Origin of the sequence: Serratia sp. CY44782, from assembly GCF_052168715.1 — a bacterium.
Taxonomy (GTDB): domain Bacteria; phylum Pseudomonadota; class Gammaproteobacteria; order Enterobacterales; family Enterobacteriaceae; genus Serratia; species Serratia nevei.
The window spans coordinates 234,557-260,938 of record NZ_JBJNME010000004.1; the positions used below are offsets into that span (position 1 = coordinate 234,557).

A 26,382-nucleotide genomic window follows, 5' to 3' on the forward strand; every position below is an offset into this window, starting at 1 on the left:
TTCAATACGCTACCGGGCGGAAAACCTGAAGCCCGGTTATCTTTTTTGTTATCACGCACACCACGGAATCTCCCGATGCTAAAGATTTTTAATACCCTGAGTCGTCAAAAAGAGGAATTCAAACCCATTCATGCCGGGAAAGTGGGCATGTACGTGTGCGGGGTAACCATCTATGACTTGTGTCACATCGGCCACGGTCGTACCTTTGTCGCTTTCGACGTGGTGGCGCGTTACCTGCGCTACCTCGGCTATTCGCTGAACTACGTGCGCAACGTCACCGACGTGGACGACAAAATCATCCGCCGCGCGGCGGAAAATCATGAAACCTGCGACCAGCTGACCGAACGCATGCTGGCGGAAATGCACGCCGACTTCGACGCGCTGCTGATCGACCGCCCGGATCAAGAGCCGCGCGCGACCCAGCATATCGCCGAGATCATCGAGATCACCCAGCGCCTGATCGATCGCGATCACGCCTATGTGGCCAGCAACGGCGACGTGATGTTCTCCATCGACAGCGATCCGCAATACGGGCTGCTGTCGCGTCAGGATCTGGATCAGCTGCAGGCCGGCGCGCGCGTAGAGATCGACGACGTGAAGCGCAACCCGATGGACTTCGTGCTGTGGAAAATGTCCAAGCCGGGCGAGCCGAGCTGGCAGTCGCCGTGGGGGCCGGGCCGTCCGGGCTGGCATATCGAATGCTCCGCCATGAACTGCAAGCAACTGGGCACCCACTTCGATATCCACGGCGGCGGTTCCGATCTGATGTTCCCGCATCACGAGAACGAGATCGCACAGTCGAGCTGCGCCCACGACGGCCCGTACGTCAATTACTGGATGCACTCCGGCATGGTGATGATCGACAAAGAAAAGATGTCCAAATCGCTGGATAACTTCTTCACCATTCGCGACGTGCTCGGCCATTACGATGCGGAGACGGTGCGTTACTTCCTGATGTCCGGCCACTATCGCAGCCAGCTGAACTACAGCGAAGAGAACCTCAAGCAGGCGCGCACCGCGCTGGAGCGCCTCTATACCGCGCTGCGCGGCACCGATGCCGACGCCGCGCCGGCCGGCGGCGAAGCGTTCGAAGCCCGCTTCCGCGAAGCGATGGACGACGACTTCAACACCCCGGAAGCCTACTCGGCGCTGTTCGATCTGGCGCGCGAGGTTAACCGCCTCAAGGGGGAAGACATGGCGGCGGCCAACGGTATGGCGGCGGAACTGCGTAAGTTGGCGAACGTACTCGGCCTGCTGCAGCAGGAGCCGGAGCAGTTCCTGCAAGGGGGCGCTCAGGTTGACGACGGCGAAGTGGCGGAGATCGAAGCGCTGATCAAACAGCGTAACGAAGCGCGTGCTGCCAAGGACTGGGCGCTGGCAGATGCCGCTCGCGATCGGTTGAACGAGATGAACATCGTGCTGGAAGACGGCCCGCAGGGCACCACCTGGCGCCGCAAGTAATCCGGCCGCAGGGAAAAACAAAAAAGGCGCTGAATTCAGCGCCTTTTTCTATGGCTGCGGGTTAGGGTTTAACCATGACCTTGCCGCCGTTGAATTCCACCACCTGATCGGCGACGATCTTGCAGCGCTTGCGGGTTTCGACCTTGCCGTCGACTTTCACCCGCCCTTCGGCGATGACTTCTTTGGCGGCGCCGCCGCTTTCACACCAGCCCTGGAACTTCAGCAGATCGCACAGTTCGACGTGGGGATGATTGTCCAGATTGAAAATTTCCATACTGCCTTACTTATTTAGGTTGAACGTCGTGATATTCCTCGCAGGCCTGCAAGGTATTTTGGATCAGTGTAGCAACGGTCATCGGGCCGACGCCACCCGGCACTGGGGTGATGTAGGCGGCGCGCTCGCTGGCGGCGTCGAAATCGACATCGCCCACCACTTTACCGCTTTCCAGACGGTTGATGCCGACGTCCACCACGATGGCGCCCGGTTTGATCCAGTCGCCCGGAATGAAGCCCGGCTTACCGACCGCCACCACCAGCAGATCGGCGTTCTCGACGTGATGACGCAGATTCTTGGTGAAGCGGTGGGTGACGGTGGTGGTGCAGCCGGCCAGCAGCAGCTCCATGCTCATCGGGCGGCCGACGATGTTGGAAGCGCCGACCACCACGGCGTTCAGGCCGTAGGTATCGATGTTATAACGCTCCAGCAGGGTGACGATGCCGCGCGGCGTGCACGGGCGCAGTTTAGGCGCGCGTTGGCACAGGCGGCCGACGTTGTACGGGTGGAAGCCGTCGACGTCTTTGTCCGGGTGGATGCGTTCCAGCACCTTGACGTTATCGATGCCGGCCGGCAGCGGCAACTGCACCAGAATACCGTCGATTTCCTCATCGGCGTTCAGCTGGTCGATTAACGCCAGCAGCTCGGCTTCACTGGTGGCAGCGGGCAGGTCGTAGGAGCGGGAAAGGAAGCCGACTTCATCGCAGGCGCGGCGCTTGCTGGCGACGTAAATTTGCGAAGCCGGATTCTCGCCGACCAGCACAACCGCCAGCCCTGGGGCGCGTTTGCCGGCCGCCAGACGTTGTTTCACTTGCTCAGCCACTTCGTTTCTAACCTGCTGCGCAATCGTTTTACCATCAATAATCTTTGCTGACATCAGTGTGGAAATCCATCAATTAAGAAAAGCGGGGATGCCGCTATTCTGGCAGAAGCTGAGCGCGCTGTCAGGCGCAGAATCACCCTCGCGGCCGTTGCCGACGCCGATTTACGCTTTTTTTATGCCGGCCTCAGGATCCTCTACGTCATTTTTACCTGTATTTGGATACGCTGGGGCCGTTCACTGGGCGAAAGAGGGCAGGATCATGAGAGCGATAACCCGGCTTTACCCGTTGCATCATCAGCCTGACGAGCAACCGACGGAGCCTAAACATGTGGGGGAAACGGTGTTCGATTCTTCACTGCATCCGGCGGACAGCGCGCAACTCACCGCGTTGCACCAGCTCGGCAAGCATGAGGCGGCGCCGTCGTGGCGGGCACGCCTGAATGCGCTGTGGCGGAAGTTATGCGCATGAAGGGCTGCTTCTGGGCAGGCTGCACGCTGTTGCTGGTTTGGGCATCGGGGAGCCAGGCTTCTTTAAACAGCGCCCGCCCTGACGCCACACTGGGGGTAAGGGTGGCGGCGACCTGCAACGCGCGGGTGGTTGAGCACGCGGATTGGGGCGACATCGCCGCAGTCGTACAGTCCGCTCGCCTTTGCCGGTGGTGGGGGGACGGGCGGCGGTGGTCTGAGCGCGCGCCGATTTATGTAGGCGTAGGCCTGGTTCAGCATGGCGGCGCCCGGTTGACGGGAACCCTCGCCGCGCGGGCGCTGGCGGAAAAAACGCCATAAAGCACGGCCGCCGCCGTAACGTCATGAAAAGGCATTGACTCGCTAACCTCTGACCGTATAATCCCAACCCGCAGCCGCAGGTTGCCGCATCTCAATGCGCCCTTAGCTCAGTTGGATAGAGCAACGGCCTTCTAAGCCGTAGGTCATAGGTTCGAATCCTATAGGGCGTGCCATAACATTTCATCTGATGTCTACTACAGCCCATCTTAATGCGCTCCTAACACGACTTTGAATGTTTCCTAGTGACGTAGATAGACTCTCCATCACCTTGTTTGCTTCAGATGCTCTTAACATTCTCATCTGATATAACTACAAAGTTGCTTCCTATAGAATCATCATTAGTCGGCCTGAGTTTTTATGATTAAAATTTGAACGTGCGGTGTGTATTGTTATCGCAAGTAAGTTGCATTTTTAAGTAAAAAAGACTATAAAAATTAAATGCTTTTTTGGATGGATTGAGTTTTGAGATGGTTGACTCAATGTGTTTGAAACATAATGTCTATATTATGTAATTTTTATGTTCGGATTTAATTTAAATTTTATTGTTTAAATGAATTCGTCTAAATTTACTTGTTGAGAAAGTTGGAGCGACAGGTAATTACGATATAAATGATTGGTATGTACCAGATGTTGTGTTTAAGCCCTAATGCAGGCATGTAATTAGAGCCTGTTTGTATGTGTGTTGGTTGGTTAAATTAAGGTTTATCAAGAACTTGATGTTTATTATGTAAACTATATTGATAGTGCAGTAAAAATGAGGTGTATTGATGAGTAGCGAAGTTATTAAATAATATATAAAGAATAATCTTAAGTCACTGAAGCGAACTGTTGTTAATCTTCATAAAAAATGGAAGTACCGTAATAATTCTAACTCGGAAGTTCTTTGGATTTCAATAGGGGAAAATTGCCTTCCGGATGATATTCTTAGAAGGCACAAAAGGAAATCTTTTAGCTCTGTATTTTCTTCTGGACGTTCTAATATTGAATATGCCATTCAGATGGAAAGAGATGGATACAAGAATTTATTGAAAAGAGATTTCTTGAAGTATTTTCCTGATGGGGATAATTCTGTCTTACGTTCGATATTTTATAAGGATTGTGAAGGGGAATATAGCGAAAGGCATATGATTGGGTTTGAATTCACTCATCATGATCCTCTCAAAATTAAAGAGGATGGCCGAGCTTTCAAACGGAGAATATCTCGACAATTAAAATATCGAGGCAAGAAAGATTTTATTTTCTTTTATCATCACAGGGTTACTGAGAAAAGCGATCTTCCTCTTTTGAGGAGGAATTTAAATGACTTTTTATCTTTTTATAATATTAATGACTGCACTTGTCAAATCGTGCTTTTTCATCAAAATATAATAATGAGGAGTGAAGAGAAATATATCGATTTCACTGCCTTTGATACAGGTCTACTTGAGTTTGTATGTCATACTCATGATATGTGGGGCGGGGATGATCCGGAAATATTTTGGGCTAAAGGAGATGATGATCTTTTTACTGAGATATTTGACACTGTCGATAACTATAAATTTAAAAAGGGAGTGGGCAAAGTTGTAGGGCATTAATGCCGCGCTTTCGTTACTTATTAGGCAAGCAATATCTGCTAGCGGGAGGATGACTTCTTAAGTAATAATATAATGATTGGTTTCTCCAAAATGGAGGGGCGTTGGTCTACCCCCGATGCATTCGAAAGCAAGGGCTATCGCGGACAGTAGTCAGCGTCACCACCACCGGAGGTGAAGCATTTGAAAAGCGGCGGCAAAGCACACTTTTATCCCGAATCACGCGTGCTGAAAGCGGCGTTATGGCCAGGCAGCAGAACGCTAAGCGGCTGGATAAAGCCAATAATAAAGAGGGATCGTCGGTGGAAAAAGGAACCGGCGGACAATTCACCTTTCTCTTTTTGTTCATATAGGAGATAGCGGCGGCAGTTTTTCGCCTGATGCTGGACGCTGTCACAGAAAACGACCCGCCGGCAATTGAACCTTCGTTTATTTTGCCGCGCTACAATAGGCGAAAATTTCCCCATGGAGCCTATCGTGCGCAAATCCAGATTCTTTCTCGTGACCTTGCTGTGCCTGTGCGCCGCCGCCGTGCTGTATGTCATGGCATACCGGGCGCTGGGGCATTATCTCAGCGATGGCGAGAAGGCCTACCCGGATATCAGCGTTGAAATCCGCTGAAGGCCATGCGCCGCGGTGACTGCGCCGACTTTTTCACACTGATTTACCCGCCATTTACCCGCCGTCGGCAATGATGACGCTGCGTCTCCACACTGTGTGGTTCTCTTGGGCGGAATGCGGTTATGTCACTGCAACAGGTTTCGAATGTCTCTTTGAGCAACAACGGCTTAAAGGGCATCGGTTACAAACATTACGCGTTGGCGATCGTGGCGTTTTCGGCGGTCGTGCGGTTTATTTCCTTAACGGAGCGGTACTTTTGGTGTGATGAAGCCTCCAGCGTGCTGACCAGCCGCTATGATGTGGGCGCTTTGCTGTACCACGCTTCCTTCGATGTTCACCCGCCGCTTTATTATCTGTTGCTGCATGCCTGGATGGTACTGTTTGGCGACGGCATCATGGCGGCCCGTTCGCTGAGTCTGGTGTTCGGCGTGGCGACGGTGGCGCTGGCGATGCGCTTTACCCGGTGGTTGGCCAACGAGCGGGCGGCGCTGATAGCGGGATGGCTGATGGCAATCATGCCGATGGCGGTGCGTTACAGCCAGGAGGCGCGCATGTACGCGCTGATGGGGATGCTGGCGATCGCCGCTGCTATAGTGCTGGCGAAGTGGTTGAAAACGCCGGATAACCGCCGCTATCTGGCGCTGTATGCGCTGCTGATGACGCTGAGTTTTTATACCCATTACTTCACTATTTTCACGCTGATCGCTCACTGGCTGGTGGTGTTGGTGCTGTCGTACCGCCACGAAGGCGTAAGTTACATCAAGCAGCCGGCGTGGTGGCTCGCCAATGCGGCCATCGGTGTGGCCTACATTCCCTGGCTGCTGGTGCTGTTCAATCTGTTGGCGCATATCGCCGAACTGCGGGTCGGCGGCGACGTCGGTTGGATCCCTCAGGTTACCTGGCGCGATCTGCCGGCGATGTACTGGCGATTTTTTACCGGCGATGACGGCGGCAATTACCCGGCGGCTATTCTCTGGCTGTTGCCGGCGATGTTTGTCGCGTTGTGCGCGCTGCTGCTGAAACGGCGCGCGATGCCAAGGACATTCTCGCTGCTGCTGCTTGGCGGCATTCTGATCCCGGTGACGCTGGTATTCGCCATTTCCTGGCGCACGCCGCTGTTTGTCGATCGCTACCTCTATTCCGCCGCGCTCGGCATTCCGCTGGTGTTGGGCGTGCTGATCGCCGGAACGAAAAGCCGGGTGCGTGGGATCTCTTTGTTGCTGTTCTTCAGCCTGCTGTTCGGCTGCGGCGTGCGTAACGACTACCCGGTTGAGAAAGATGAGTTCAAGGTGATGGTGCACTATATCAACAGCCACTATCAGCCTAACGATGCGGTGGTGGTCAGCAACATGTTCAACTACCTGAGCTACGTGTATTACAACAAGAAGGGCTATCGCGCCTTGCTGTATACCCCGGCCAGGCCCAACGGCATTTCAGGTAAGCCCAATGCCTATGGCTTCGGCACCTTCTTCCACGATCGGGCGGCGCAGACCTATGTCGATAAGCTCAGCGTTTTATCGCAAGGCCATCGCCGGATCTGGCTGGTCAGCGGCGGGGATTTCAATCGGGACTTTGGCCGTTCGCCGCCGGGGTGGGTCAATACCGGCACCTTCAAGAGCGGCGGTTTCGAATCGCGCCTGTTCGTGGTGCGTTGAGCAAAATGTCATATTTCCCATTAGGCGTTACATCTGGCCGAGCAAACTTACGCGGGGATGACAGTTCTATACATTGGGATTGGTACTGTAGCTCTACCCGATGATGTTGTGTGTTATCCATTCCCTGTAGTGTATTACCCCATCCCTGTTAAGTTTATCCCGCCTTGCGCGGGATTTTTTTTTATCTGCGTCGGGCGAGATGCACGCCGCCGGTCATGATGTTGCGGGTGGCTGGCAGGGCGAGAAAATCGTGCGGGAATCCCCGCTCGATGGCGCTGAGATCGTCCAATTGTCGCCAATGATCTTCCGCCAGCGCCACCTTCAATGCGCCGAGGTTATCTTCCAATTGCGCCAGGGTTCGGGCGCCGACGATCGGCGCGGTGACCGTCGGGTGACGCAGTGTCCAGGCCAGCGCGATTTGTGATGGGGAATATCCAGTCTCATCAGCTATCTGGTTGACGGCGTCGGCGATATCAAGATTGTGTGCGTTCAATGTCCCCTTGGCGCGCACGGCTTCACGCCGAGAGCCCGCTTCGTCGGGCGACGGTTGCAGATCCTGCCGCCGGTATTTGCCGCTTAATACGCCGCCGGCCAGCGGCGACCAAGGGATCACGCCCATCCCCAATTCTTGCGCCATCGGCATCAGCTCGCGTTCGACGGTGCGCTCCAGCAGACTGTACTCGATTTGCAGAGCGATCAGCGGCGACCAGCCACGCAGGTCCGCCAGCATTTGCATTCTCGACGCCTGCCAGGCGGGAAGATCCGATACTGCCACATACAGCACTTTCCCGGCGCGTACCAAATCGTCCATGGCGCGCATGATCTCTTCCACCGACGTGGTGAAATCCCAGGCGTGCAGATAGAGCAGGTCGATGTAATCGGTATTGAGCCGTTGCAGGCTTCCCTCCACCGATCGCAGCATGCTTTTGCGATGATTGCCGCCGGAATTGGGATCGTCCGGCTGCATCGGCAGGGTGTATTTGGTGGCGATCACCAACCGATCGCGGCGCCCGGCGGCGAATTCCCCCACGAAACGTTCGGCGCTGCCTTCGGTATAGCGGTTGGCGGTATCGATAAAGTTGCCGCCGCGTTCGACATAAACGTCAAACAGACGGCGAGCCTCGGCCAGTTCGGCGCCCCAGCCCCAGTCGGCGCCGAAGGTCATGGTGCCCAGCGCCAGCGGTGAAACGCGCAGGCCGGAACGGCCCAATAAACGATAGTGATCCAGCGATAGTGACGTGTTCATAGGCATTCTCCCGTGTAGGTAGCGTCTACGGTAGCGCCCGCAGGTTGTTTAAGGAATGCGCTATAATCTTCATGAATTATTAAATAAGGAGAGCATAATGAGGGGCAGTGATTTCGCCGAGTTGCGCGCCTTTGCCGCGATTGTTGAGCACGGCGGTTTCGCTCGCGCCGCTGCACATTTGGGGATGTCCGCTTCGGCGCTCAGCCAAACGCTGCGCAACCTGGAGGAGCGTTTGGGGGTGCGTTTACTGAACCGCACCACTCGCAGCGTGGCGCTGACTGAAGCCGGAAGACAGATGTTGGCGCGCCTGACGCCCGCGATGGCCGAGATTGACGCGGCGGTAGCGCAGGCGGTCGATCAACGCCAGAACCCCTCAGGTCTTTTGCGGCTTAATGTAACCCGCGTGGCGGCGTTACATTTTCTGGCGCCTTTGATCGCGCCGTTTCATCATCAATATCCTGATATTACGCTCGATCTCAATGTTGAGGATCGGTTGGTGGATATCGTTGCCGGCGGTTTTGACGCCGGCGTGCGGCTGCACGAGAAACTGGCGAAAGATATGGTGGCGGTCAAGCTGGGCGGGGAGGTACGGATGCGCGTCGTTGCTTCACCGGCGTATTTGGCGCGTCACGGCCGGCCGTCAACACCGGGCGATCTGCATCGACATCGCTGCTTGAATTACCGCTGGCCGACCAGCGGCAGTTTGTATCGCTGGGAGTTTGAGTGCGACGGTGAAAAGCAGGAGATCGCTGTGGAAGGGCCGGTGATAGTCGATGAGCCGGAAGTCTTGGTGCGGGCTGCGATGGATGGGGCAGGCATTGCCTACCTGTTTGAGCAACAGGTTGCCGCCGGTTTGGCCGATGGCCGGTTGTTGCCGCTGCTCGATGCCTGGACGCCGCCGTTCCCCGGTTTCTATCTGTACTATCCGGCAAACCGCCAAATGCCGCGCCCGCTGCGTGCTTTTATCGACTTCGTCCGTCAACAGGCAGGACAGGGCGCATAACGCGATTTTTTTGAATAACACCGTCAGTTTTATTCGGTATTCAGCCGTTGCGCGCTTGATTAGATTGAACGCGAGAGGGGCGCCGCCGGCGCCTCTGAGCAATGAGTGGAGAATTTCTATGGCGAAGACAGTAGTGGTGTTTCATTCCGGCTACGGCCATACCGAGCGTTTGGCGAAAGTGGTGGCGGAAGGCGCCGGGGCGGCACTGATCGCCATCGATCAGAACGGTGATATCAGCGACGAAGCCTGGCAGACGCTGGATGAGGCGGACGCCATCATCTTTGGTTCGCCAACCTATATGGGCGGCCCATCCTGGCAATTCAAGAAATTCGCCGACGCCAGCTCCAAGGCCTGGTTCGGCCGCAAGTGGCAGGACAAAGTGTTCGGCGGCTTTACCAACAGCGCCAGCCTGAACGGCGACAAGCAGGTAACGTTGATCGCGCTGCAGACGCTGGCTTCGCAACATGGCGGCCTGTGGGTCAGCCTGGGGCTGCTACCGGCCAACACCAAATCGGCGCAGCGCACCGACGTCAATAACCTGGGCGGTTCGGTGGGGCTGCTGGTGCAGACCCCGGCGGATGCCGGCGTGAATGAGATGCTGTCGGGCGATCTGGCGACCGCCAAGCTCTATGGCCAGCGCGTAGCGGGTTTTGCCGCCAAACTGGCGTAAGATCTTCCGTGCGGATGGGGCGGTGATTCGGCTGAACGGATGCCGCGTTCATTTTCTCTGCACAATTGGCGTGTAAGCTGCGAAATGTTATTAGCCTGCTTGGGCTAACACTGCATTTCGTACAAATATTCCCGGTTCCTAGGCCGGGTTTTTTGTTGCTAAGGTCTGCTTAAGCTTTCACCGCTATACTGCGCGGCAGCACAGGCATGCAACGTATGGCTGTGTCGTAACTGTCGATTTGCTGTTGTTCAAGCAAGCCCGCGCTATGCGGGCTTTTTTTGGGTTGTTATTGCACGGACGGCCCAGTTGCAGGAAAATAATCGCGTAGTTATTCAAACATCATTCAACGACCAATAACCACAAACTTATTAATGTAATTAACGCTCTCGGCGGCCTATTACGCTATGCGCTATGCTGACAGCAGAGTCGGCATTATTTGCTGACGCTGTGCGGGGGATCCCGCTGCGGCCGCATGAGGCTAAGAAAAGTCTGTTAATTAAATGTTAACGTTTTTTATTATTGATTTGTCTGGCTTTTTTGGTTGAAATCCGGGTTGATTATCCCTCACTGGCCGGGCGAGAGAGTATGCACATTATTATTCTGGTTATTAGCAAAATATGGGCGAGGCGATGAACGCCAGAATAAACGCCAGGCATGGCCTGCCTCTGACGGTTCAGCTGATCAATCTTTTCATGCTGGCCTTTTTACTTTCCCTGGTGGGTATTCTTAGCCGGCCGATTGGCTCGCTTTCCTTATTTTGGCCGGTGAATGCGATTCTGCTCGGTCTGCTGCTGCGCAAACCCGTTTACGCCACGCCGCTCGGCTGGCTTACCACTTACCTGGGCATGGTCGCCGCCGATCTCAGCACCGGCGAAGGCTGGTCTCTGGCGCTGTGGCTGAACGCCTGCAACATGTCGCTGATCGCCGTCGGTTACGGCATCATGCTGATGCTGCCCCAATCTCAACGGCGCATGGGCAAACCCCAGGCGATACTCTATATGTTCAGCGCCAGTCTGGCCGGCGCGGCGGTGGCGTCGACGCTGTCGGTGCTGCGCAACGACAGCCTGTATAACAACACGGTCGTGGTTGCCTGGCTGGCCTGGTTTAGCGAACAGTTCTCGACGACCTTGCTGCTGTTGCCGGTGCTGATGGCGGCACCGCGGCTGAAGCAGCTGTTGCGCATGCAGGTGCGCTGGCGCTTGAAAGGTTGCCTGCCGCTGCTGGCGCTACTGTTATCGCTGATATTCAGCGTCTATATCGGCGGGCCAGGCGCTATCGCCTTCCCGATACCGGCATTGCTGTGGTGCGCGGTGCGCTACCAGCTGTTCCCCGTGACGTTGCTGACGCTATTGACTGGCATGACCGAGATCAGCAGCATTTCCGCCAACCTGGTGCTGTACGAAACGCCGAACAATCATAACGCCTTCCTCGATACGCTGATGTCCGCTCGATTGGGCATCGCCATGCTGGTGATGGGGCCGCTGATCCTCGCCAGCTCTATCGCCGCCAACCGCAAGCTGATGCGGCGTCTGGAGCACAGCGCCAACCACGATTTTCTGACCGGGGTGCTGGCGCGCAGCGCGATGACGCGCAAAGCGGGCGAGCTGCTGGAGCACAAGCACCGCTCCAAAGAGGCGGTGTCGCTCCTGCTGATCGATATTGACCATTTCAAGCAGATCAACGATACGCACGGCCACAGCGCCGGCGATCAGGTTTTGGCGTCGTTCGCGCACATCGTGCGGCGCGAGCTGCGCCACGATCAGCTGTTCGGCCGCTTGGGCGGGGAAGAGTTCGCCATCATGCTGCCGCGTGCGCTGGCGGCGCAGGGCGTGGCGCTGGGGGAACATCTGCGCCGGCTGGTGGAGCAGACGGAGCTGCAGGCGGAAGGTAATCAGACCTTGAAAATCACCATCAGCGTCGGCGTCGCCAGCCTGGCGATGAAAGAGGTGAAATCGCTGGAGCAGCTGATGAATATGGCGGATATCGCGCTGTATCGCGCCAAGTCGCAGGGGCGTAATCGGGTGGAGTCGTTCAACGTGGTGAACGGCAACAGCGTCGAGCATATCCTGTTCCGCTAGGGCTCGACGCTGGGCAACCGGCGCTTACAGGCTTTTCAGCGCCTTGATGGTCTCATCCATATCGATCTCGTGCTCGGAGAAGATATGGGTGGTGTTCTGGAAAGTGGTAATGGTCAGCATGCGCAGCGTTTGCATGGCCTGCGCCTGGTCTTCTGACTGCGGGCGAATGCGGTTCATCAGCAGGCCAACCGACAGCACGGTGTTCTCTTTGTCCACGTCGGCTTTGACCGGCACTTCCTTAGTGAAAGTATTGAAAGACTTGATGCTGGCGATCTTGATTCTTTCGTTGGCGATGATGATGTATTTGCTGGGCGCCAACACTTTGACCGCATAAGCCGACGGGCCTTTGGTGTTGTTGGTCGGTTCGAAGGTCACCGCCGCGTTTTTCTTAATCAGCTCCGGATTCTGCACTTTAATCACGTGAAAATAACGATTTTCTCCGTTCTCGTCGGTAATAAAGCCGAAGCCTTTGTCTTCAAAAAAAGTCGTTATCTTGCCGTTCATCGCTATTCTCACAAAAGGGTTCTATACAGCGCTTATGATAGCGCGGAATGCCTTGCAGCGACAGATTGCGCGGGCGGCATTTAGTCATGCGATAACGGCATTTAGCGGCTTTCCCCCTACATGCTATGTTCAGGCTGACTTCATTCAATGCGAAAAAGGAATATCGATGGGCATCAAACGTCTCAATCACGCCGTGCTGTATGTCAGCGACGTGCGGCAGAGCGCCGACTTTTATCATCAGGTGTTGGGGTTCAAGCTGAAGCCGTCCGACAGCCCCGATCGGGCGGTGTTTACCCAGGCCGCCGATTCGGACAACGATCACGATTTGGCGCTGTTCAGCAAGAACCTGGGCCAGCAGCGCGCCGGGATCTTTCGCGCCAACAACGAGCCGCCGGCGGAGCATGAGCCCCCGGCCGGGCTGTACCATCTGGCCTGGGAAGTGGACAGCCTGGAGGAGCTGGAGCGCATTCGTCACCAGCTGGCCGAACGCGGCATTCTCGGGCTGGAAGAGGATCACGGCGTGCACAAAAGCATTTATGGCCACGATCCGGACGGGTTGCTGTTCGAGGTGACCTGGTTTATTCCGCCGGCGTTGCTGACCGAAGAGGACAAAAACCAGCAGGGGATCCGCCCACTGGACTTCGCCGCCGAGAAACGGCGCTTCGCCGGCCGGTAAGCGGCTCGGGTACGGGGCGCCGCGGCGCCCCGACGATCACAGCACTTTGTTGAGAAAGTTGACGGTGCGCGGATGCTGCGGCTGAGCCAGCACTTGCCTGGCGTCGCCCTGCTCGACGATCTGCCCGTCGACCATAAACACCACCCGATCCGCCGCTTCGCGCGCAAAGCCGATTTCATGCGTGACCACCACCAGCGTGACGCCCAGATCCGCCAATCCCTTTATCACGTCCAGCACTTCACCGACCAGCTCGGGATCGAGCGCGGAGGTCGGTTCATCGAACAGGATCACCTTCGGGTTCAGCGCCAACGCACGCGCGATGGCGATGCGCTGCTGCTGGCCGCCGGAGAGGTGGCGCGGGTAGGCGTCCGCCTTATGGCGCAGCCCGACGGTATCAAGCAGCTCATAGGCTACCGCTTTCGCCCGTTCGCGGGAGTGGATCTTGTGCACCACCGGCGCTTCGATGATGTTTTCCAACACCGTCAGGTGCGGGAACAGGTTGAAATTCTGGAACACGTAACCGACGTTGATGCGTTGCCGAAGGATGGCCTTTTCCTTCAGCTCATACAGCCGGTTGCCCTTGCGGCGGTAGCCGACGTAGTCGCCGTCGATGCGGATAAAGCCTTCGTCCACGCGTTCCAGGTGGTTGATCGCCCGCAGCAGCGTCGATTTGCCGGAGCCGGAAGGGCCGAGGATCACGGTGACGGTGCCCGGCTGCAGCGTCAGGCTGACGTCGTCCAGCGCCTTGTGTTTGCCGAAGAACTTGCTGACGTTGCTGATTTCGATCAGGCCGCGCGCCGGCACCGGGGTGAGGTTGCGCGCCGGCTGCTCGGGCAAGGCGTAATAATCAATGGCTTCAGACATGCGGATCTCCTAACGTTTTAGCCAACCGGCCAGTTTCTGCCAGGGCGTCGGCGGCAGTTCGCGCACCGCGCCTCGGGCGAAATAGCGCTCGATATAGTATTGGATCACCGACAGCGCGGTGGTGATGAACAGATACCAGACGGTGGCGACCATCAGCAGCGGTATCACCTGCTGGGTGCGGTTATAGATAACCTGAATGGTGTAAAACAGCTCCGGCAGCGCCAGCACGTAAACGATCGAGGTGCCTTTCGCCAGGCTGATGATCTCGTTGAAGCCGGTCGGAATAATGGAGCGCAGCGCCTGCGGCAGAATGATGCGGAAGGTGCGGCGATAGCCCGGCAGGCCCAGCGCCGCCGCCGCTTCGTGCTGGCCGTAATCCACGCCGAGGATGCCGCCGCGGATGATCTCGGCGGTGTAGGCGGACTGCACCAGCGTCAGGCCCAGCACCGCCACGGCGAATTGGCCGAGAATGTCGATGGTCGGATAGCTGGCGAACACCACGGAGGTGAAGGGAATACCGAGCGAGATGGCGTCGTACAGGTAGGAAAAGTTGTACAGGATGATCAGCACCAGAATCAGCGGCAGCGAGCGAAACAGCCAGATATAACCCCAGGCCAGCGACGCCAACAGGTAAGAGCGCGACAGTCGTGCCAGCGCCAGCAGGGTACCGAACAGGATGCTGAACAGCGTGCCGAGCAGCGTCAGCAGCAGGGTTTGCCCCAGCCCCGCCAGCACCGCCGGCGCGAAGAACCACTCGGCGAACACGCCCCATTCCCAGCGCGCGTTGCCCGCCACCGATTGCACGATGGCGGCCAGAATAAACAGCGAAAACAGCGCGCCGATCAGCCGCAGCGGATAGCGGGCGGGCACCACTTTCAAGACGTCTTGTTTGGACATGTCATGTCTCCTGATACAGATAAAGGGGCCTTAGGCGATTTTCCTTTCCGACGCGCAACAACACGCGTCCTCTGCAATCAGGCTTTTGCGGAACGGCAGGCGGCCATCGTAGGGGGGGCGGCTGTAAACCTCGCTGTCGACGGTGGGATCGAACTGCGGCTGATACCCGTTGCTCAGATACAGGCCTACCGCTTCGGGCTGGCGAAAGCCGGTGGTCAGATAGAGCCGGCGATATCCCTGCGCCAGCGCCAGCGTTTCGAGCTGCTGCAACACCCGCTGTGCCAGGCCCTGGCGCCGCAGATCGCCCCGCGTCCAGATACGCTTCAGCTCGGCGGTTTGTACGTCATAGCGTTTAAAGGCGCCCATGGCGATCGGCGCACCGGCGCGCAGCAGCACGATGAAGGCCCCTTGCGGCGGTGCGTACAGATCCAGCGGTTCCGGTTCCTGGTCACCAAAATAGTCGCCGTAACGCTGGCGATATTCGCCGAACAGCCCCTCGATTACCGGGGTGATCAGCGGGTCGGTCGGCAGCGTCTGAATGAAGGTGTCTTGTGTCATCGCGCGTTCCTAATCGCCCAGGCCGGGCGGGTTGATTTCCGACTGCGCAAGGCGTTCGACGCTCTCGCCCCAGCGGTTGAGCACCCGATCGTACTGCCCGCCGCGGATCGCGCCGTTCAGCGCTTCGTTCACCGCCTGCACCAGGCCGTTGCCTTTACGGGTGGTGACGGCGATGTGTGCTGCCTTGGGCCAACCGCCTTCCACCGTGCCCGCCAGCCGGGTGCGGCCGTTCAGTGCCGCCTTATAGGCGCCCAGCACGTTCGGCCCGAAGTAGGCGTCGGCCCGGCCGGACTGGATCGCCAGCGTGGCGGCCGCATCGTCGGTCACGTAGATCGGCTGGAAGGGTTTGAGCCCCTGCTGCCGATTCTGCTTGTCCCACGCCAGCAAGATGGCTTCCTGATTGGTGCCGGAGCCGACGATAATTTTTAATCCGGCGATATCGGCAGGCTGTTTGATCGTCGCGATCTTGCCGCCGGTTTTGACATAAAAGCCGAGCGAGTCGATGCGGTAGGTGGCGAAGTCGAAGCGGGTTTTGCGTTCTTTGGTCACGGTGACGTTGGTGATGGCCGCGTCATACTTGCCGGAAACCACCCCCAGCGGCCAGTCTTCCCACGAGGTTTGCACCACGTTAAGCGTTAGACCCAGGCTGTCGGCCACCAGCTGTGCGATATCCACTTCGCTGCCGATCAGCCGCCGGTTGTCGGCGGCAAACAGCGCCAGCGGCGGCGTGTTGAGTGCGGCGATCGCGACGGTGAATTGGCCCGGCTTCACGAAGTGGAAATCGGCCGGCAGTTTGGCGATCGCCTGCGGGTTTTTCGGCGCGTGGATCGGGGTTTCATTGGCCTGCAAATCGATGTCGGTGCCCGCCAGTGCGGCGCCGGTCAGGCTCAGCAAGGCCGCCACGAGGGCGGCGGTAACGGTTTTCTGCATAGCGGGTATCCCTGAAAGCGATCTTATTATTGGGTGAATCTATTCAACGGGCGCTTCAGGCCCAGGTGCTCGCGCAGCGTGTCGCCGTGGTACGCCTGGCGGAACAGGCCACGCTGTTGCAGGACGGGCACCACCCGATCGACGAAGTGGCCGAAGGCGTTGGGCGTACCGCCGCTGATGATGAAACCGTCGGCGGCTTCGCCGTCGAACCAGCGCTGCAGACCGTCCGCCACCGCTTCCGGCGTGCCGCTGAACACCGGGCGCGGCGAGGCGGCTTCCAGCGCCACCTGGCGCAGCGTGAGGTTGCGCTCGCGGGCGCTGCGCTTGATGGCGTCGGTGGTGCTGCGGAAGCTGTTTTGCCCCAGATCGCCGATGTCCGGGAAGGGCGCGTCCAGCGGATGGCGGGCAAAGTCGTAATGCTCGAAGTAGCGGCCGAGGTAGTTGAGGGCGTTCTCGATGCTGACCAGGCGGGCGGTTTCCTGGTACTGGCGCTCGACGTCCGCGTCGTCGTCGCCGACGATTACGCTGACGCCCTGGAAGATGCGCAGATCGTCCGGTTCGCGCCCCTGTTCCACCAGCTGCCGCTTCACGTCCTGATAGAAATCCTGTGCCTGCTCCAGCGTGTCGTGATGGGTGAAGATCGCATCGGCGTGTTGGGCCGCCAGCCGTTTGCCGTCTTCAGAGGCGCCGGCCTGGAACAGGATCGGGCGCCCCTGCGGCGTGCGGCCGATGTTCAGCGGCCCCTGTACCGAGAAGAACTCTCCCTGGTGATTGAGAGTGTGCAGTTTGCCGGTGCGGAAGAATTCGCCGCTGGCCTTATTGCGCACGAAGGCGTCGTCTTCCCAGGAATCCCACAGCCCTTTGGCGACGTCGAGAAATTCGCCGGCGATGCGATAACGCAGGCTGTGTTCCGGGTGTTCTGTGCGCGAGAAGTTTTTGGCCGAGCCTTCCAGCGGCGACGTCACCACGTTCCAGCCGGCGCGGCCGTTGCTCAGGTGATCGAGGCTGGCGAACTGGCGGGCGACGGTGAACGGATCGCTGTAGGAGGTGGAGAGGGTGCCCACCAGACCGATTTTGTCGGTGGCGGCGGACAGCGCGGCCAGCAGGGTGAGTGGTTCGAAACGATTAAGAAAATGCGGAATGGATTTTTCGTTGATATATAACCCATCGGCGACGAAGACGAAATCGAATTTCCCCTGTTCGGCTTTTTTCGCCGAGGCGATATTAAATTCGAGGTTAATGCTGGCGTCGGCGGTGGCATCCGGGTGGCGCCAGGCGGACATATTTCCCGAAGCGCCATGCAGAATGGCGCCCAGGCGCAATTGCCGTTGATTATTCGCGTTGTCGCTCATCATGATTATCCTGTCATGCGCCGCAGAGGCGCGCGGTGTCTGATGTATCCACTATTGATGAGCGGCAGCGGGATGTAAAACAACAAAACAGCATATTCAAATGTTGAAAATTGCAAATATCACGGCGGGCAAAATAATAAGGCCCGACGCGGCATGTGCGGCGTCGGGGAAATAATATGTTCCGTTATTCAGGCGTTGCTGAGGACTTTTTCTGGCGCGGTGGTTAATTGTTGCAGCGTGCGTTCCGCCAGCAGCGTGAAATATTGCGCCGCCGGGAACAGAGCCCGTTCATCGGGATTGAAACGCGGATGATGCAGGCCGAACTCGCTGGCGGATCCGATGCTGACGAATACGCCCGGCACGTGATGCAGATACAGCGCGAAATCTTCACCGCCCATCTGCAACTCCGCCTCTTCGACCCGGTAGCCGGCCTCGGCGGCAACGGTTTTGCTGAACGCCGCCCAATGCGGGTCATTGATCACCGCCGGCGGCCCCGGCTGCCAGCGGAGTTCGGCCTGCGCACCCAGCGCGGCGGCTATGCCGTCGATCACCTGGCGAATCTTGTCCGGCACCTGGCGGCGCACCGCGTCGCTGTGGGTACGCACTGTGCCTTCCAGCTCCACGGTTTGCGGCAGCACGTTCCAGGTATTGCCGCCTTCGATGCGCGTTACGCTCACTACCAGCGATTCCAGCGAGCTGAAGCTGCGGCTGGGCAGCGTCTGCAGCGCGCCGACGATCTGGCTGGCGGTAACGATGGTGTCGACGCCCTGTTCCGGTTTGGCGGCGTGCGCGCCCTTGCCGGTGATGAGGATCTGGAAACGATCGACGTTGGCGTAGAACGGCCCGGCGCGGGTGGCGAAGGTGCCGGTGGGCAGCTCCGGTGCGTTATGCAGGCCAAATACCGCCGCAACGTTATCCAGTGCGCCGGCGTCGATCAGGTGCCGGGCGCCGTTGAAGGTCTCTTCCGCCGGCTGGAAGAAGATGCGTACCGTGCCGGGCAGGTCGGCCTCACGCGCTTTCAGCAGGTGTGCGGCGCCGAGCATCACCGAGGTATGAAAGTCGTGGCCGCAGGCGTGCATCACGCCGCGGTTTTGCGAGCTGAAGGGCACGTCGGCGATTTCGTCGATCGGGAGGGCGTCAATGTCACCGCGCAGCGCGATGATCGGCCCCTTGCCGCTGCCGATCTCCGCCACGACGCCGGTTTTCAGCGCCAGCGGCAGCAGACGAATGCCCGCTTCTTGCAGCCAGCGCGTCAGTCGGGCGGTGGTGGCGAACTCGTGATTGGAAAGCTCGGGGTTTTGGTGCAGCTCACGCCGATAGGCGATGATTTTGTCTGCCAACTGGCTGGTCATAGGCTTGGCTCACAGTGGGAAATAAACCCTAACCCTAGTGCAGCGGCCGCCGAAGCAAAAAGACCATCTGGTTATATTTCATAGCGATTGCGTCTGCATGGGGGCGTCAACGCTGGGGTAAGCGGGCGGGCATGGGCGTTCGCGCGTTGTTCGCCGGCGAATGGAGAGGATTGACCTGGCACGGTAACTTATCGCAACCGGTGCAATCAATTTACACCGGACAACACGGATTTTTTCACTCTTTATCGGATTTCTGTGATCGCGGTGGTGGACAAAATCTTGCCTGCTTGCTGTACTGTAATCGACACAGGTTTTGTGTCTTTCATTCACGTTAAAGGTAAGTTTGATGTCTAAGATTAAAGGTAGCGTTAAGTGGTTTAATGAATCCAAAGGCTTCGGTTTCATTACTCCGGAAGATGGTAGCAAGGACGTTTTCGTTCACTTCTCTGCCATCGTTAGCAACGGTTTCAAAACGCTTGCTGAAGGCCAGCGTGTAGAATTTGAAATCACGAACGGTGCCAAAGGCCCATCTGCCGCTAACGTTACTGCTATCTAAGCTGCGTAGCTGAATTTCTTAAAACCCGCTCATTGAGCGGGTTTTTTATTGGGTGCGTTATGCCTCGCTGCGGCGGCCTAACAGGCTGAACAGCAGGATGGCAACGGCGTAGCAGCCGACGATGGTCAGCGCCATCGACAGGCTGGACGTGCCGCCCAGCCCGGTGAGCGGCACGGCGCAGGCACCGAGCGCGAACATGCACACGCCGATCAAGGCCGACGCGCTGCCCGCTTTGTCACCCTGGCTTTGCATGGCCAGCGAAGAGGCGGTCGGGCCGACGATGCCGATCACCGCCACCGAAAAGAACAGCGGCACCAGCAACAACACCAGCGGCGCATGCAGCGCGGCGGCCAACAGCAGCAACAGCGATGCGACGGCCGCCAGCGTCAGCCCGCTCTTCAACACCCGACGCTCCCCCCAACGTGAACTGAGGCGGCTGGCCAGCTGCGCCGCAATGATCAGCCCGACGCCGTTAATGGCGAAACACAGGCTGAACATCTGCGGGCTGAGGCCGTAGATCTGCTGCAAGACGAAAGGCGAGGCGCCGATATAGGCGAACATGCCGGCCATCACGAAGCCCTGCGTCAGGCACAGGCCCATGAAATAGCGTTGGGTCAACAGACTGCCCAGCGACATCAACATCGCCAGAATGCCGCCCTGGCTGCGGCGCTCGGCCGGCAGGGACTCGCGCAGCTTCAGCGCCGACAGGCTGAACAGCAGCACGGCGATGGCCGCCAGCACGCCGAAGATGCCGCGCCAGTTCATCACCTGCAGCATGACGCCGCCCAGCACCGGCGCGACGATCGGCGCCAGGCCGTTGACCAGCATCAGCAGGGCGAAGAAGCGGGTCAGCTCATGACCGGCATACAGATCGCGGGCAATGGCGCGGGAAATCACCGCCCCGCCGGCGCCGGCGATGCCCTGCAGCAGGCGGGCGATCAGCAGCTGGTCAATGGTGGGCGCCAGCGCGCACCACAGCGAAGCGCCCAGCAGCAGGATCAGCGACAGCAACAGCGGACGCATGCGGCCCAATTTGTCGCTGTAAGGGCCGAAAATCAGCTGGCCGACGCCCAGGCCGAGCAGCCCGGCGGTCAGGCTGAGCTGCGCGGCGGCGGTGGAGGTATTCAGTTCGCCCGCCATTTCCGGCAGGGCGGGCAGATAGAGATCGGTGCACAGCGGCCCTAGCGCGGCCAACAGGCCAAGCACGACGGCGTACACCAGACGTTGTCTGGCTAAGTGTTTGGTCATGGGAGATTAGAGTTTCCTGAACAGGTGAGAAATGGCCTGCTGATACAGATCGCGCAGCAGGGACGCATCGGCTTTTTGCGTGGTAAGGATGCGGTAACCGGTGCCTTCGCTCATGACGGCGATAAACTCCACCCGCGCGGCGATCTCTTCCGCACTGAAATGGGGATACAGCCGCTGCAGGTTGTGGCACACGTGGCGAAACAGCCGCGCTTCCGCATCGCTGAGCATTTTGGCTACCACCGGGTTGCGCGTGGCCTCGGCGGTCACTTCCAGCATCAGCATGTGATCGGTTTCGCTCTCGCCCGGCTGCTGAAACAGCGTGCGCGCTGCCAGTGTGCCGGCGATCAGGTTGATGTGATCGCCAAGGTTTTCCAGCCGCTGCATCTTGCTGGCGATGATGCGGTTGACGATTTCCTCGATGATCGCGTCTTTATTGGCGAAATAGCGATAGATTTGCCCGACGCTGAGCTGCGAGCCCTGGGCGATTTCCGCCATGCTGGCGGCGTGGAAGCCGTGGCGGCGGAAGCTGGTTTTCGCCGCTTCGACGATCTGATCGCGGCGGGCTTGCACCTTGGCCTGTTTACTGTCGTTGGGGGAGAGCATCTGCCCGATCCTTTGCTACGCGTGAGCCGGGTTCACATTTTTGGGTGTGAACGTTCATTCTCAATTGTAGTGCAATCGGCCGGAAAGGCGCAAGATGAACGCGTGCTGTGGGGAAAAGGCGCTTAAGCGAACAGGTAGGATTTGATAAAGGCGGCGACGATCAGCACGCACAGCGCAACGGCAATCGCTTCGGCGGCGGTTTTCGGCAGGCTAAACATAGCGGTTTCTCATCCAGTCAGGAGTACTGGATGAGATTATGCGCATGCAAGATTAAGGAAACATTAAGGGCTTAGCGCCCGTTGACCCACATCACCAGCATGAAAGCCAGCAGCGTCATCGCCAGCGAGCCGGCCAGGTTGAGCAGCATGTTGGCCAGCGCCCAGCCGAAGCGGCCATCCTGCATCAGGTACACCACCTCCAGCGAAAAGGTGGAGAAGGTGGTCAGGCCGCCGCAGAACCCGGTGGTGATCAGTAATTTCCAGGTGGGGTCCAGATGCGTCATGCGGGTGAAAATCGCCATCGCCAGGCCGATGATAAAACCGCCGATCAGATTGACCATCAGCGTACCGAGCGGAATATGGGCGTTCAGCGGATTCATTTTCATGCTTACCGCCCAGCGCAAAACGCTGCCGACGCCGCCGCCGATAAATACGGCCAGTAAAGAGCTCAACATGGGGCAACTACCTTTCAATCAGAGAAATTCACGGGACTCGGAAAGGGACAGACGTAACGCTACGCGCCTCTCTCCGAGAGGTTACGTAGACATCATCAGCCTGTGAAGGCGGTTAGGGAGGAATGTCATCTCCAGCGTGCCGCACGGCCTTTTTTGCCGTACCCGGTGGATGTTACACCTAACGCCGCCTATTTTGTAGTATCGACAATCTGCGAGGTCACCCCATGGAAATCAGAAAGGCGCGCCTGAGCGATCGTCAGGCTATCGCCGAATTAATGGCGGCGTTGGATTATCCCGGCACCGAGGCGTTTCTGCCGCAGCGAATGCGCCAGCTGCTGGCGCATCCGGACGAGGCGCTGCTGGTGGCGATGGAGGGCGAGCGGGTGCTGGGCGTGCTGTCGCTGCATTTTCTGCCGCAGCTGGCGTTGGCCGGCGACATTGGCCGCATCAGCTATTTTTGCGTCGACGACCGGGCGCGCGGCGCGGGCGTAGGGCGGAGGCTGTTGGCGGAGGGCGAGGCGCTGGCGCACCGGCGCGGCTGCGATCGGCTTGAAGTCCATTGCCACAGCCGCCGCGAGCGGGCGCATGCGTTTTACCGGCGTGAAGGCTTTGTCGAAGCGCCGAAGTATTTTGCCAAGTTATTAAACCAGTAAGTTAGTCGCCCGTCGGCACCGACGTTTCCAGCCGGTTGCGGCCATTTTGCTTCGCCCGGTAAAGCGCGCCGTCGGCCGCTTTCAGCCAGTCCAGATAACCGCCCAGCGCGGGGTGGTAGTTGGCGATGCCGGCGCTGATCTGCAGCCGCAGCTGTGGCGCCTCTTTGAAGATAACGGCGTCCAGCCGCTGCTGGATGCGCTGCAGGACGGTTTCCGCCTGTTCGGCGCTAGTGTTCGGCAGCACCGCGCCAAACTCGTCGCCGCCGTAGCGCCCGACGATATCTACGTTGCGCAAGCCAATCAGCAGCTCTTCCGCCAGCGCCGCCAGGGCCTCATCCCCCAGCGCATGGCCGAAAGTATCGTTGATGGTTTTAAAACGATCGATATCCATCAGGATCAGCGTGGCGTTGTCCTGGTAGCGGCGGCAACTGTCGAACTGACGATGCAGCAGATGCTCCCAATGGCGGCGGTTGTACAAGCCGGTCAGCCCATCGCGGGTGCTGATGCGTTGCAGCTCCTGTTTTTTTTCCGCCAGCCGTTTGGCTGTGCGGTAGGTCACCAGGCCGAGCAGCGTCGGGTAAAGGTAGATCATCGGCAGGCACAGATAGATTTGCAGCGGCGTGCTGTGCGGGTGGAACGGGAAACCGAGCAGCGCGCCGGTCAGCGCCGCCGTGGCCAATTGAATCGCCAAGCCTTTGGCAAACAGTGCTTTACCGGCCGAAGCGATGTTGTTCATGCTCATCATCGACAGGATGACGATCGCCGGCAGCGCGTTGAACGCCATCATCGCCGCCCAGAAGCCGCCGAAGGCGGAGTCGATCAGCAGGTTGCGGATCTCGGCTTTAAACGGATCTTTGGCGCGGCAGGCCAGGCGGTAGGCGAGATGCGGCCAGAGAAAACCGTGAAAGGCCAGCAATAGCCAGACCACCGTGGGCGGAGCCAAGGGATAGAGTGCGGCGCAAACGCAGATAAAGCCGAGCCCCAGACCGGCGACGCGGGGCAGATAGGTGCGTTTGGCGAAGCTGAGGCCGGATTTTCGGGCATCGAAAATGGGTGGGGCAATATACATCCGGCATCTCCCTGATAAGTATCACGGCAGCGTATCATGCGGGTGATAAACTAAGAATAGTCTGGGATTCACGCCGTGAGGCGGCGTGACATTCCTGCGACGGATCTCACTCTGTTACATGTTGCGGTTGTGCGAGTGGGGGGAAAGTCGCTAAATATTCGCAGGCAAGGTCAGTTTTTCTCGCTGTTCACGCAGCGCTCTATGATAAGAAGGTGAGTATGGAAGGTATCAGCATTACCAAACTTCTGGTGATTGCGGTGTTGGTGATTTTACTGTTCGGCACCAGCAAACTGCGCACGCTCGGCGCCGATCTTGGCGCGGCGCTGAAAGGCTTTAAAAAAGCCGTGGGCGACGACAGCACGCCGCCGGCCGCCGGCAACAACACCGCCGAGAGCCAGTCCGCTCAGCAGAGCGTCGAGAAGAAAGACGTTTAATCCCGTCTGAGGGCGAGCAATAAAAAACGGATGCCCTGCGGACATCCGTTTTTTGGCGTTTCCGCCGTCTTTAGCGTAACAAACTATTACGCGTTATTTCACTTCCATCCCTTTGGCCTGCAGATCGGCGTGGTAAGACGAACGCACGAACGGGCCGCAGGCGGCGTGGGTGAAGCCCATCGCCATCGCTTCTTCTTTCATCTCGTCGAACTCGGCCGGGCTGACGTAGCGCTGCACCGGCAGGTGGTGGCGGCTCGGCTGCAGGTACTGGCCCAGCGTCAGCATGGTCACGCCGTGGCGGCGCAGATCGCGCATCACTTCGACGATTTCCGCGTTGGTTTCGCCCAGGCCGACCATCAGGCCGGATTTGGTCGGGATATCCGGATGCGCTTCTTTAAAGCGCTCCAGCAGCTTCAGCGACCACTCGTAGTTGGCGCCCGGGCGCACCTGGCGGTAAACGCGCGGCACGTTTTCCAGGTTGTGGTTGAACACATCCGGCGGCGTGGCGGTGAGGATCTCCAGCGCGCGATCCATACGGCCGCGGAAGTCCGGCACCAGCGTTTCAATCTTGATGTTCGGGCTCTTGGCGCGGATGGCCGAGATGCAGTCGGCAAAGTGCTGAGCACCGCCGTCGCGCAGATCGTCGCGGTCAACCGAGGTGATCACGACGTAACGCAGCGCCATGTCGGCGATGGTTTGCGCCAGCTTTTCCGGTTCGTTGGCGTCCGGTGCGATCGGACGGCCGTGGGCCACATCGCAGAACGGGCAACGACGGGTGCAGATGGCGCCGAGGATCATAAAGGTGGCGGTGCCGTGGTTGAAACACTCGGACAGGTTAGGGCACGAGGCTTCCTCACAGACGGAGTGCAGGCCGTTCTTACGCATGGCGGCTTTGATGCCCTGAATACGCGTTGAGTCGGCAGGCAGTTTGATCTTCATCCACTCGGGTTTACGCAACAGCTCCTGCCGTTCGGTGACCACCGTTTTGACCGGGATCAGCGCCATTTTGTCAGCATCGCGGTATTTGACGCCGCGTTCCATCTGAATTGGTTTACTCATAATCGTGCAGGTTCCAGTTACGAAGCTCGACCGTCTGGTAGCCGAGTAAATGAACAAATTCCTGTACCAGGATTGGGTGTATGTCTTCAATGCCAACGCCGGGTGCCAGCGCGCTGACCTGCGTCATTTGCATGCCGGCGTAACCGCAAGGGTTGATGCGTTGGAAGGGGCTGAGATCCATCGCCACATTCAGGGCCAGGCCGTGGAATGAGCTGCCTTTGCGGATCCGCAAACCCAACGAACAGATTTTCTGCTCCCCTACGTACACGCCGGGCGCATCCGGACGGGCGCGCGATTCGAGGCGGAAGTGGGCGAGGGTGTTGATAACCGTATCTTCTATCGCCGTGACCAATTGGCGTACGCCGACCTTGTTGCGTTTCAGATCGACCATCACATACATCACCTGCTGGCCCGGCCCGTGGTAGGTCACCTGGCCGCCGCGATCGCTCTGGACCACCGGGATATCGCCGGGCATCAGCACGTGTTCGGCTTTGCCGGCCTGGCCCTGGGTGAATACCGGGTGATGCTGCACCAGCCACAGTTCGTCCGGCGTAGTCTCGGTACGACTGTCGGTGAAGTTATGCATGGCTTGGGATACAGGCGCGTAGGGCTGCAACCCCAGCTGACGCAAAATGATCTTATCTGGTTGCAAAAGAGTCATCGTCAGGTTACAGAAGTGGTAAAGCCATTATACCGGGCGCTCCGTCCTGCGACCAGCCTTTCGCTGACCAAAAATGCGCAACCCGGGAAGACGCTGCGCCATCCC

General features: G+C 58.4%; 28 protein-coding genes, 1 tRNA gene and 1 riboswitch. Of the genes, 13 read left to right on the top strand and 16 right to left on the bottom strand.

Annotated features, from left to right (window positions below):
- Positions 1-75 precede the first annotated feature (75 nt).
- Entirely contained in the window at positions 76-1,461 is a 1,386-nt protein-coding gene (cysS, locus tag ACJ8HT_RS09365; protein WP_038875101.1) for a cysteine--tRNA ligase, read from the top strand.
- A 61-nt stretch (positions 1,462-1,522) separates the two neighbouring features.
- Here the strand turns inward: cysS and ybcJ are convergent, their stop codons facing one another.
- Both ybcJ and folD read right to left on the bottom strand, forming a co-directional pair.
- Positions 1,523-1,735 (bottom strand): ribosome-associated protein YbcJ, encoded by a 213-nt coding sequence (gene ybcJ, locus ACJ8HT_RS09370; RefSeq protein WP_004940179.1) that lies wholly within the window; start codon positions 1,733-1,735, stop codon positions 1,523-1,525.
- 10 nt (positions 1,736-1,745) lie between these two features.
- A complete protein-coding gene (gene folD / locus ACJ8HT_RS09375) occupies positions 1,746-2,612 on the bottom strand; it encodes a bifunctional methylenetetrahydrofolate dehydrogenase/methenyltetrahydrofolate cyclohydrolase FolD (RefSeq protein ID WP_004940177.1) in 867 nt (288 codons plus the stop codon).
- A 205-nt stretch (positions 2,613-2,817) separates the two neighbouring features.
- On the opposite strand from folD, the gene ACJ8HT_RS09380 reads away from it, so the two are divergent.
- The 5 genes from ACJ8HT_RS09380 (at position 2,818) to ACJ8HT_RS09400 (ending at position 7,191) form a co-directional block, all read left to right on the top strand.
- Positions 2,818-3,027 (top strand): hypothetical protein, encoded by a 210-nt coding sequence (locus tag ACJ8HT_RS09380; protein ID WP_060423714.1) that lies wholly within the window; start codon positions 2,818-2,820, stop codon positions 3,025-3,027.
- 413 nt (positions 3,028-3,440) lie between these two features.
- Positions 3,441-3,517 (top strand) — tRNA-Arg (locus ACJ8HT_RS09385).
- 825 nt (positions 3,518-4,342) lie between these two features.
- Complete coding sequence (locus tag ACJ8HT_RS09390) at positions 4,343-4,918, top strand: hypothetical protein (protein ID WP_376787969.1); 576 nt, start codon at positions 4,343-4,345, stop codon at positions 4,916-4,918.
- Positions 4,919-5,392: 474 nt separating this feature from the next.
- The gene (locus tag ACJ8HT_RS09395) at positions 5,393-5,536 is read left to right on the top strand and encodes a hypothetical protein (protein ID WP_015376917.1); all 144 of its coding nucleotides are present in this window, start codon (positions 5,393-5,395) and stop codon (positions 5,534-5,536) included.
- Between the two features lie 122 nt (positions 5,537-5,658).
- Positions 5,659-7,191 (top strand): glycosyltransferase family 39 protein, encoded by a 1,533-nt coding sequence (locus ACJ8HT_RS09400; protein WP_197652269.1) that lies wholly within the window; start codon positions 5,659-5,661, stop codon positions 7,189-7,191.
- Positions 7,192-7,372: 181 nt separating this feature from the next.
- Here ACJ8HT_RS09400 and ACJ8HT_RS09405 read toward each other — a convergent pair whose 3' ends face one another.
- A complete protein-coding gene (locus ACJ8HT_RS09405) occupies positions 7,373-8,437 on the bottom strand; it encodes an aldo/keto reductase (RefSeq protein WP_197652268.1) in 1,065 nt (354 codons plus the stop codon).
- Between the two features lie 97 nt (positions 8,438-8,534).
- Between ACJ8HT_RS09405 and ACJ8HT_RS09410 the strand changes: the two genes are divergently transcribed.
- The 3 genes from ACJ8HT_RS09410 to ACJ8HT_RS09420 all read left to right on the top strand — a co-directional run bounded on the left by ACJ8HT_RS09410 (position 8,535) and on the right by ACJ8HT_RS09420 (position 12,188).
- The gene (locus tag ACJ8HT_RS09410) at positions 8,535-9,440 is read left to right on the top strand and encodes a LysR family transcriptional regulator (RefSeq protein WP_194572607.1); all 906 of its coding nucleotides are present in this window, start codon (positions 8,535-8,537) and stop codon (positions 9,438-9,440) included.
- A gap of 118 nt (positions 9,441-9,558) precedes the next feature.
- A complete protein-coding gene (locus ACJ8HT_RS09415) occupies positions 9,559-10,110 on the top strand; it encodes a flavodoxin family protein (RefSeq protein WP_194572606.1) in 552 nt (183 codons plus the stop codon).
- Between the two features lie 629 nt (positions 10,111-10,739).
- On the top strand, positions 10,740-12,188 hold the full coding sequence (locus ACJ8HT_RS09420; RefSeq protein ID WP_049273667.1) for a GGDEF domain-containing protein: 1,449 nt from the start codon (positions 10,740-10,742) through the stop codon (positions 12,186-12,188).
- Positions 12,189-12,212: 24 nt separating this feature from the next.
- Here ACJ8HT_RS09420 and ACJ8HT_RS09425 read toward each other — a convergent pair whose 3' ends face one another.
- Complete coding sequence (locus ACJ8HT_RS09425; RefSeq protein WP_197652267.1) at positions 12,213-12,692, bottom strand: cold-shock protein; 480 nt, start codon at positions 12,690-12,692, stop codon at positions 12,213-12,215.
- A gap of 166 nt (positions 12,693-12,858) precedes the next feature.
- On the opposite strand from ACJ8HT_RS09425, the gene ACJ8HT_RS09430 reads away from it, so the two are divergent.
- Positions 12,859-13,368 carry a VOC family protein gene (locus ACJ8HT_RS09430; RefSeq protein WP_194572603.1) on the top strand — a complete coding sequence of 170 codons (510 nt, stop codon included), beginning with the start codon at positions 12,859-12,861 and terminating at the stop codon, positions 13,366-13,368.
- Between the two features lie 36 nt (positions 13,369-13,404).
- On the opposite strand, the gene ACJ8HT_RS09435 is transcribed toward ACJ8HT_RS09430, so the two are convergent.
- From ACJ8HT_RS09435 to ACJ8HT_RS09460, 6 genes are all read right to left on the bottom strand, one after another.
- Entirely contained in the window at positions 13,405-14,232 is an 828-nt protein-coding gene (locus ACJ8HT_RS09435; protein ID WP_015376924.1) for an amino acid ABC transporter ATP-binding protein, read from the bottom strand.
- A 9-nt stretch (positions 14,233-14,241) separates the two neighbouring features.
- Positions 14,242-15,129 carry an amino acid ABC transporter permease gene (locus ACJ8HT_RS09440; protein ID WP_049199974.1) on the bottom strand — a complete coding sequence of 296 codons (888 nt, stop codon included), beginning with the start codon at positions 15,127-15,129 and terminating at the stop codon, positions 14,242-14,244.
- Positions 15,130-15,159: 30 nt separating this feature from the next.
- On the bottom strand, positions 15,160-15,687 hold the full coding sequence (locus ACJ8HT_RS09445; RefSeq protein WP_197652266.1) for a GNAT family N-acetyltransferase: 528 nt from the start codon (positions 15,685-15,687) through the stop codon (positions 15,160-15,162).
- Between the two features lie 9 nt (positions 15,688-15,696).
- Positions 15,697-16,617 carry an ABC transporter substrate-binding protein gene (locus tag ACJ8HT_RS09450; RefSeq protein WP_197652265.1) on the bottom strand — a complete coding sequence of 307 codons (921 nt, stop codon included), beginning with the start codon at positions 16,615-16,617 and terminating at the stop codon, positions 15,697-15,699.
- Positions 16,618-16,643: 26 nt separating this feature from the next.
- A complete protein-coding gene (locus tag ACJ8HT_RS09455) occupies positions 16,644-17,969 on the bottom strand; it encodes an LLM class flavin-dependent oxidoreductase (RefSeq protein ID WP_049199977.1) in 1,326 nt (441 codons plus the stop codon).
- A gap of 188 nt (positions 17,970-18,157) precedes the next feature.
- Entirely contained in the window at positions 18,158-19,321 is a 1,164-nt protein-coding gene (locus tag ACJ8HT_RS09460) for a M20 peptidase aminoacylase family protein (protein WP_194572600.1), read from the bottom strand.
- A 346-nt stretch (positions 19,322-19,667) separates the two neighbouring features.
- Here ACJ8HT_RS09460 and cspE point away from each other — a divergent pair, with 346 nt between their 5' ends.
- A complete protein-coding gene (cspE, locus tag ACJ8HT_RS09465) occupies positions 19,668-19,877 on the top strand; it encodes a transcription antiterminator/RNA stability regulator CspE (RefSeq protein ID WP_004940030.1) in 210 nt (69 codons plus the stop codon).
- 57 nt (positions 19,878-19,934) lie between these two features.
- On the opposite strand, the gene ACJ8HT_RS09470 is transcribed toward cspE, so the two are convergent.
- From ACJ8HT_RS09470 to crcB, 3 genes are all read right to left on the bottom strand, one after another.
- Positions 19,935-21,125 carry a multidrug effflux MFS transporter gene (locus ACJ8HT_RS09470; RefSeq protein WP_060440526.1) on the bottom strand — a complete coding sequence of 397 codons (1,191 nt, stop codon included), beginning with the start codon at positions 21,123-21,125 and terminating at the stop codon, positions 19,935-19,937.
- Between the two features lie 6 nt (positions 21,126-21,131).
- On the bottom strand, positions 21,132-21,728 hold the full coding sequence (locus tag ACJ8HT_RS09475; RefSeq protein ID WP_049273649.1) for a TetR/AcrR family transcriptional regulator: 597 nt from the start codon (positions 21,726-21,728) through the stop codon (positions 21,132-21,134).
- 289 nt (positions 21,729-22,017) lie between these two features.
- Positions 22,018-22,401, bottom strand: coding sequence for a fluoride efflux transporter CrcB (crcB, locus tag ACJ8HT_RS09480; protein WP_004940022.1), 384 nt, complete (start codon positions 22,399-22,401; stop codon positions 22,018-22,020).
- A gap of 79 nt (positions 22,402-22,480) precedes the next feature.
- A riboswitch (Fluoride riboswitch) is annotated at positions 22,481-22,543 on the bottom strand.
- An 82-nt stretch (positions 22,544-22,625) separates the two neighbouring features.
- Between crcB and ACJ8HT_RS09485 the strand changes: the two genes are divergently transcribed.
- Positions 22,626-23,054, top strand: coding sequence for a GNAT family N-acetyltransferase (locus ACJ8HT_RS09485; protein WP_197652264.1), 429 nt, complete (start codon positions 22,626-22,628; stop codon positions 23,052-23,054).
- Position 23,055: 1 nt separating this feature from the next.
- Here ACJ8HT_RS09485 and ACJ8HT_RS09490 read toward each other — a convergent pair whose 3' ends face one another.
- Entirely contained in the window at positions 23,056-24,123 is a 1,068-nt protein-coding gene (locus ACJ8HT_RS09490) for a diguanylate cyclase (RefSeq protein WP_197652263.1), read from the bottom strand.
- Positions 24,124-24,341: 218 nt separating this feature from the next.
- Here ACJ8HT_RS09490 and tatA point away from each other — a divergent pair, with 218 nt between their 5' ends.
- A complete protein-coding gene (gene tatA / locus ACJ8HT_RS09495) occupies positions 24,342-24,557 on the top strand; it encodes a Sec-independent protein translocase subunit TatA (RefSeq protein ID WP_060440524.1) in 216 nt (71 codons plus the stop codon).
- Between the two features lie 93 nt (positions 24,558-24,650).
- On the opposite strand, the gene lipA is transcribed toward tatA, so the two are convergent.
- Together lipA and lipB are read right to left on the bottom strand one after the other, a co-directional pair.
- Complete coding sequence (lipA, locus tag ACJ8HT_RS09500; RefSeq protein ID WP_025301835.1) at positions 24,651-25,616, bottom strand: lipoyl synthase; 966 nt, start codon at positions 25,614-25,616, stop codon at positions 24,651-24,653.
- Positions 25,609-26,277: a lipoyl(octanoyl) transferase LipB gene (gene lipB, locus ACJ8HT_RS09505; RefSeq protein WP_049199992.1), complete on the bottom strand. Its 669-nt coding sequence runs from the start codon at positions 26,275-26,277 to the stop codon at positions 25,609-25,611. The genes lipA and lipB overlap by 8 nt, the downstream gene beginning before the upstream one ends.
- Positions 26,278-26,382: the final 105 nt, after the last annotated feature.

Bases quoted from the DNA above. Each gene is read 5' to 3' on its own strand.
- ACJ8HT_RS09400 (WP_197652269.1), top strand. From the start codon at position 5,659: ATGTCACTGCAACAGGTTTCGAATGTCTCTTTGAGCAACAACGGCTTA.
- ACJ8HT_RS09485 (WP_197652264.1), top strand. From the start codon at position 22,626: ATGGAAATCAGAAAGGCGCGCCTGAGCGATCGTCAGGCTATCGCCGAA.
- ACJ8HT_RS09430 (WP_194572603.1), top strand. From the start codon at position 12,859: ATGGGCATCAAACGTCTCAATCACGCCGTGCTGTATGTCAGCGACGTG.
- ACJ8HT_RS09410 (WP_194572607.1), top strand. From the start codon at position 8,535: ATGAGGGGCAGTGATTTCGCCGAGTTGCGCGCCTTTGCCGCGATTGTT.
- lipA (WP_025301835.1), bottom strand. From the start codon at position 25,616: ATGAGTAAACCAATTCAGATGGAACGCGGCGTCAAATACCGCGATGCT.
- ACJ8HT_RS09405 (WP_197652268.1), bottom strand. From the start codon at position 8,437: ATGAACACGTCACTATCGCTGGATCACTATCGTTTATTGGGCCGTTCC.
- cysS (WP_038875101.1), top strand. From the start codon at position 76: ATGCTAAAGATTTTTAATACCCTGAGTCGTCAAAAAGAGGAATTCAAA.
- folD (WP_004940177.1), bottom strand. From the start codon at position 2,612: ATGTCAGCAAAGATTATTGATGGTAAAACGATTGCGCAGCAGGTTAGA.
- ACJ8HT_RS09470 (WP_060440526.1), bottom strand. From the start codon at position 21,125: ATGACCAAACACTTAGCCAGACAACGTCTGGTGTACGCCGTCGTGCTT.
- ACJ8HT_RS09380 (WP_060423714.1), top strand. From the start codon at position 2,818: ATGAGAGCGATAACCCGGCTTTACCCGTTGCATCATCAGCCTGACGAG.
- ACJ8HT_RS09390 (WP_376787969.1), top strand. From the start codon at position 4,343: ATGGAAAGAGATGGATACAAGAATTTATTGAAAAGAGATTTCTTGAAG.
- ACJ8HT_RS09425 (WP_197652267.1), bottom strand. From the start codon at position 12,692: ATGAACGGCAAGATAACGACTTTTTTTGAAGACAAAGGCTTCGGCTTT.
- ACJ8HT_RS09435 (WP_015376924.1), bottom strand. From the start codon at position 14,232: ATGTCTGAAGCCATTGATTATTACGCCTTGCCCGAGCAGCCGGCGCGC.
- ACJ8HT_RS09420 (WP_049273667.1), top strand. From the start codon at position 10,740: ATGAACGCCAGAATAAACGCCAGGCATGGCCTGCCTCTGACGGTTCAG.
- ybcJ (WP_004940179.1), bottom strand. From the start codon at position 1,735: ATGGAAATTTTCAATCTGGACAATCATCCCCACGTCGAACTGTGCGAT.
- crcB (WP_004940022.1), bottom strand. From the start codon at position 22,401: ATGTTGAGCTCTTTACTGGCCGTATTTATCGGCGGCGGCGTCGGCAGC.
- ACJ8HT_RS09415 (WP_194572606.1), top strand. From the start codon at position 9,559: ATGGCGAAGACAGTAGTGGTGTTTCATTCCGGCTACGGCCATACCGAG.
- ACJ8HT_RS09445 (WP_197652266.1), bottom strand. From the start codon at position 15,687: ATGACACAAGACACCTTCATTCAGACGCTGCCGACCGACCCGCTGATC.
- ACJ8HT_RS09440 (WP_049199974.1), bottom strand. From the start codon at position 15,129: ATGTCCAAACAAGACGTCTTGAAAGTGGTGCCCGCCCGCTATCCGCTG.
- ACJ8HT_RS09450 (WP_197652265.1), bottom strand. From the start codon at position 16,617: ATGCAGAAAACCGTTACCGCCGCCCTCGTGGCGGCCTTGCTGAGCCTG.
- cspE (WP_004940030.1), top strand. From the start codon at position 19,668: ATGTCTAAGATTAAAGGTAGCGTTAAGTGGTTTAATGAATCCAAAGGC.
- tatA (WP_060440524.1), top strand. From the start codon at position 24,342: ATGGAAGGTATCAGCATTACCAAACTTCTGGTGATTGCGGTGTTGGTG.
- lipB (WP_049199992.1), bottom strand. From the start codon at position 26,277: ATGACTCTTTTGCAACCAGATAAGATCATTTTGCGTCAGCTGGGGTTG.
- ACJ8HT_RS09460 (WP_194572600.1), bottom strand. From the start codon at position 19,321: ATGACCAGCCAGTTGGCAGACAAAATCATCGCCTATCGGCGTGAGCTG.
- ACJ8HT_RS09455 (WP_049199977.1), bottom strand. From the start codon at position 17,969: ATGAGCGACAACGCGAATAATCAACGGCAATTGCGCCTGGGCGCCATT.
- ACJ8HT_RS09490 (WP_197652263.1), bottom strand. From the start codon at position 24,123: ATGTATATTGCCCCACCCATTTTCGATGCCCGAAAATCCGGCCTCAGC.
- ACJ8HT_RS09475 (WP_049273649.1), bottom strand. From the start codon at position 21,728: ATGCTCTCCCCCAACGACAGTAAACAGGCCAAGGTGCAAGCCCGCCGC.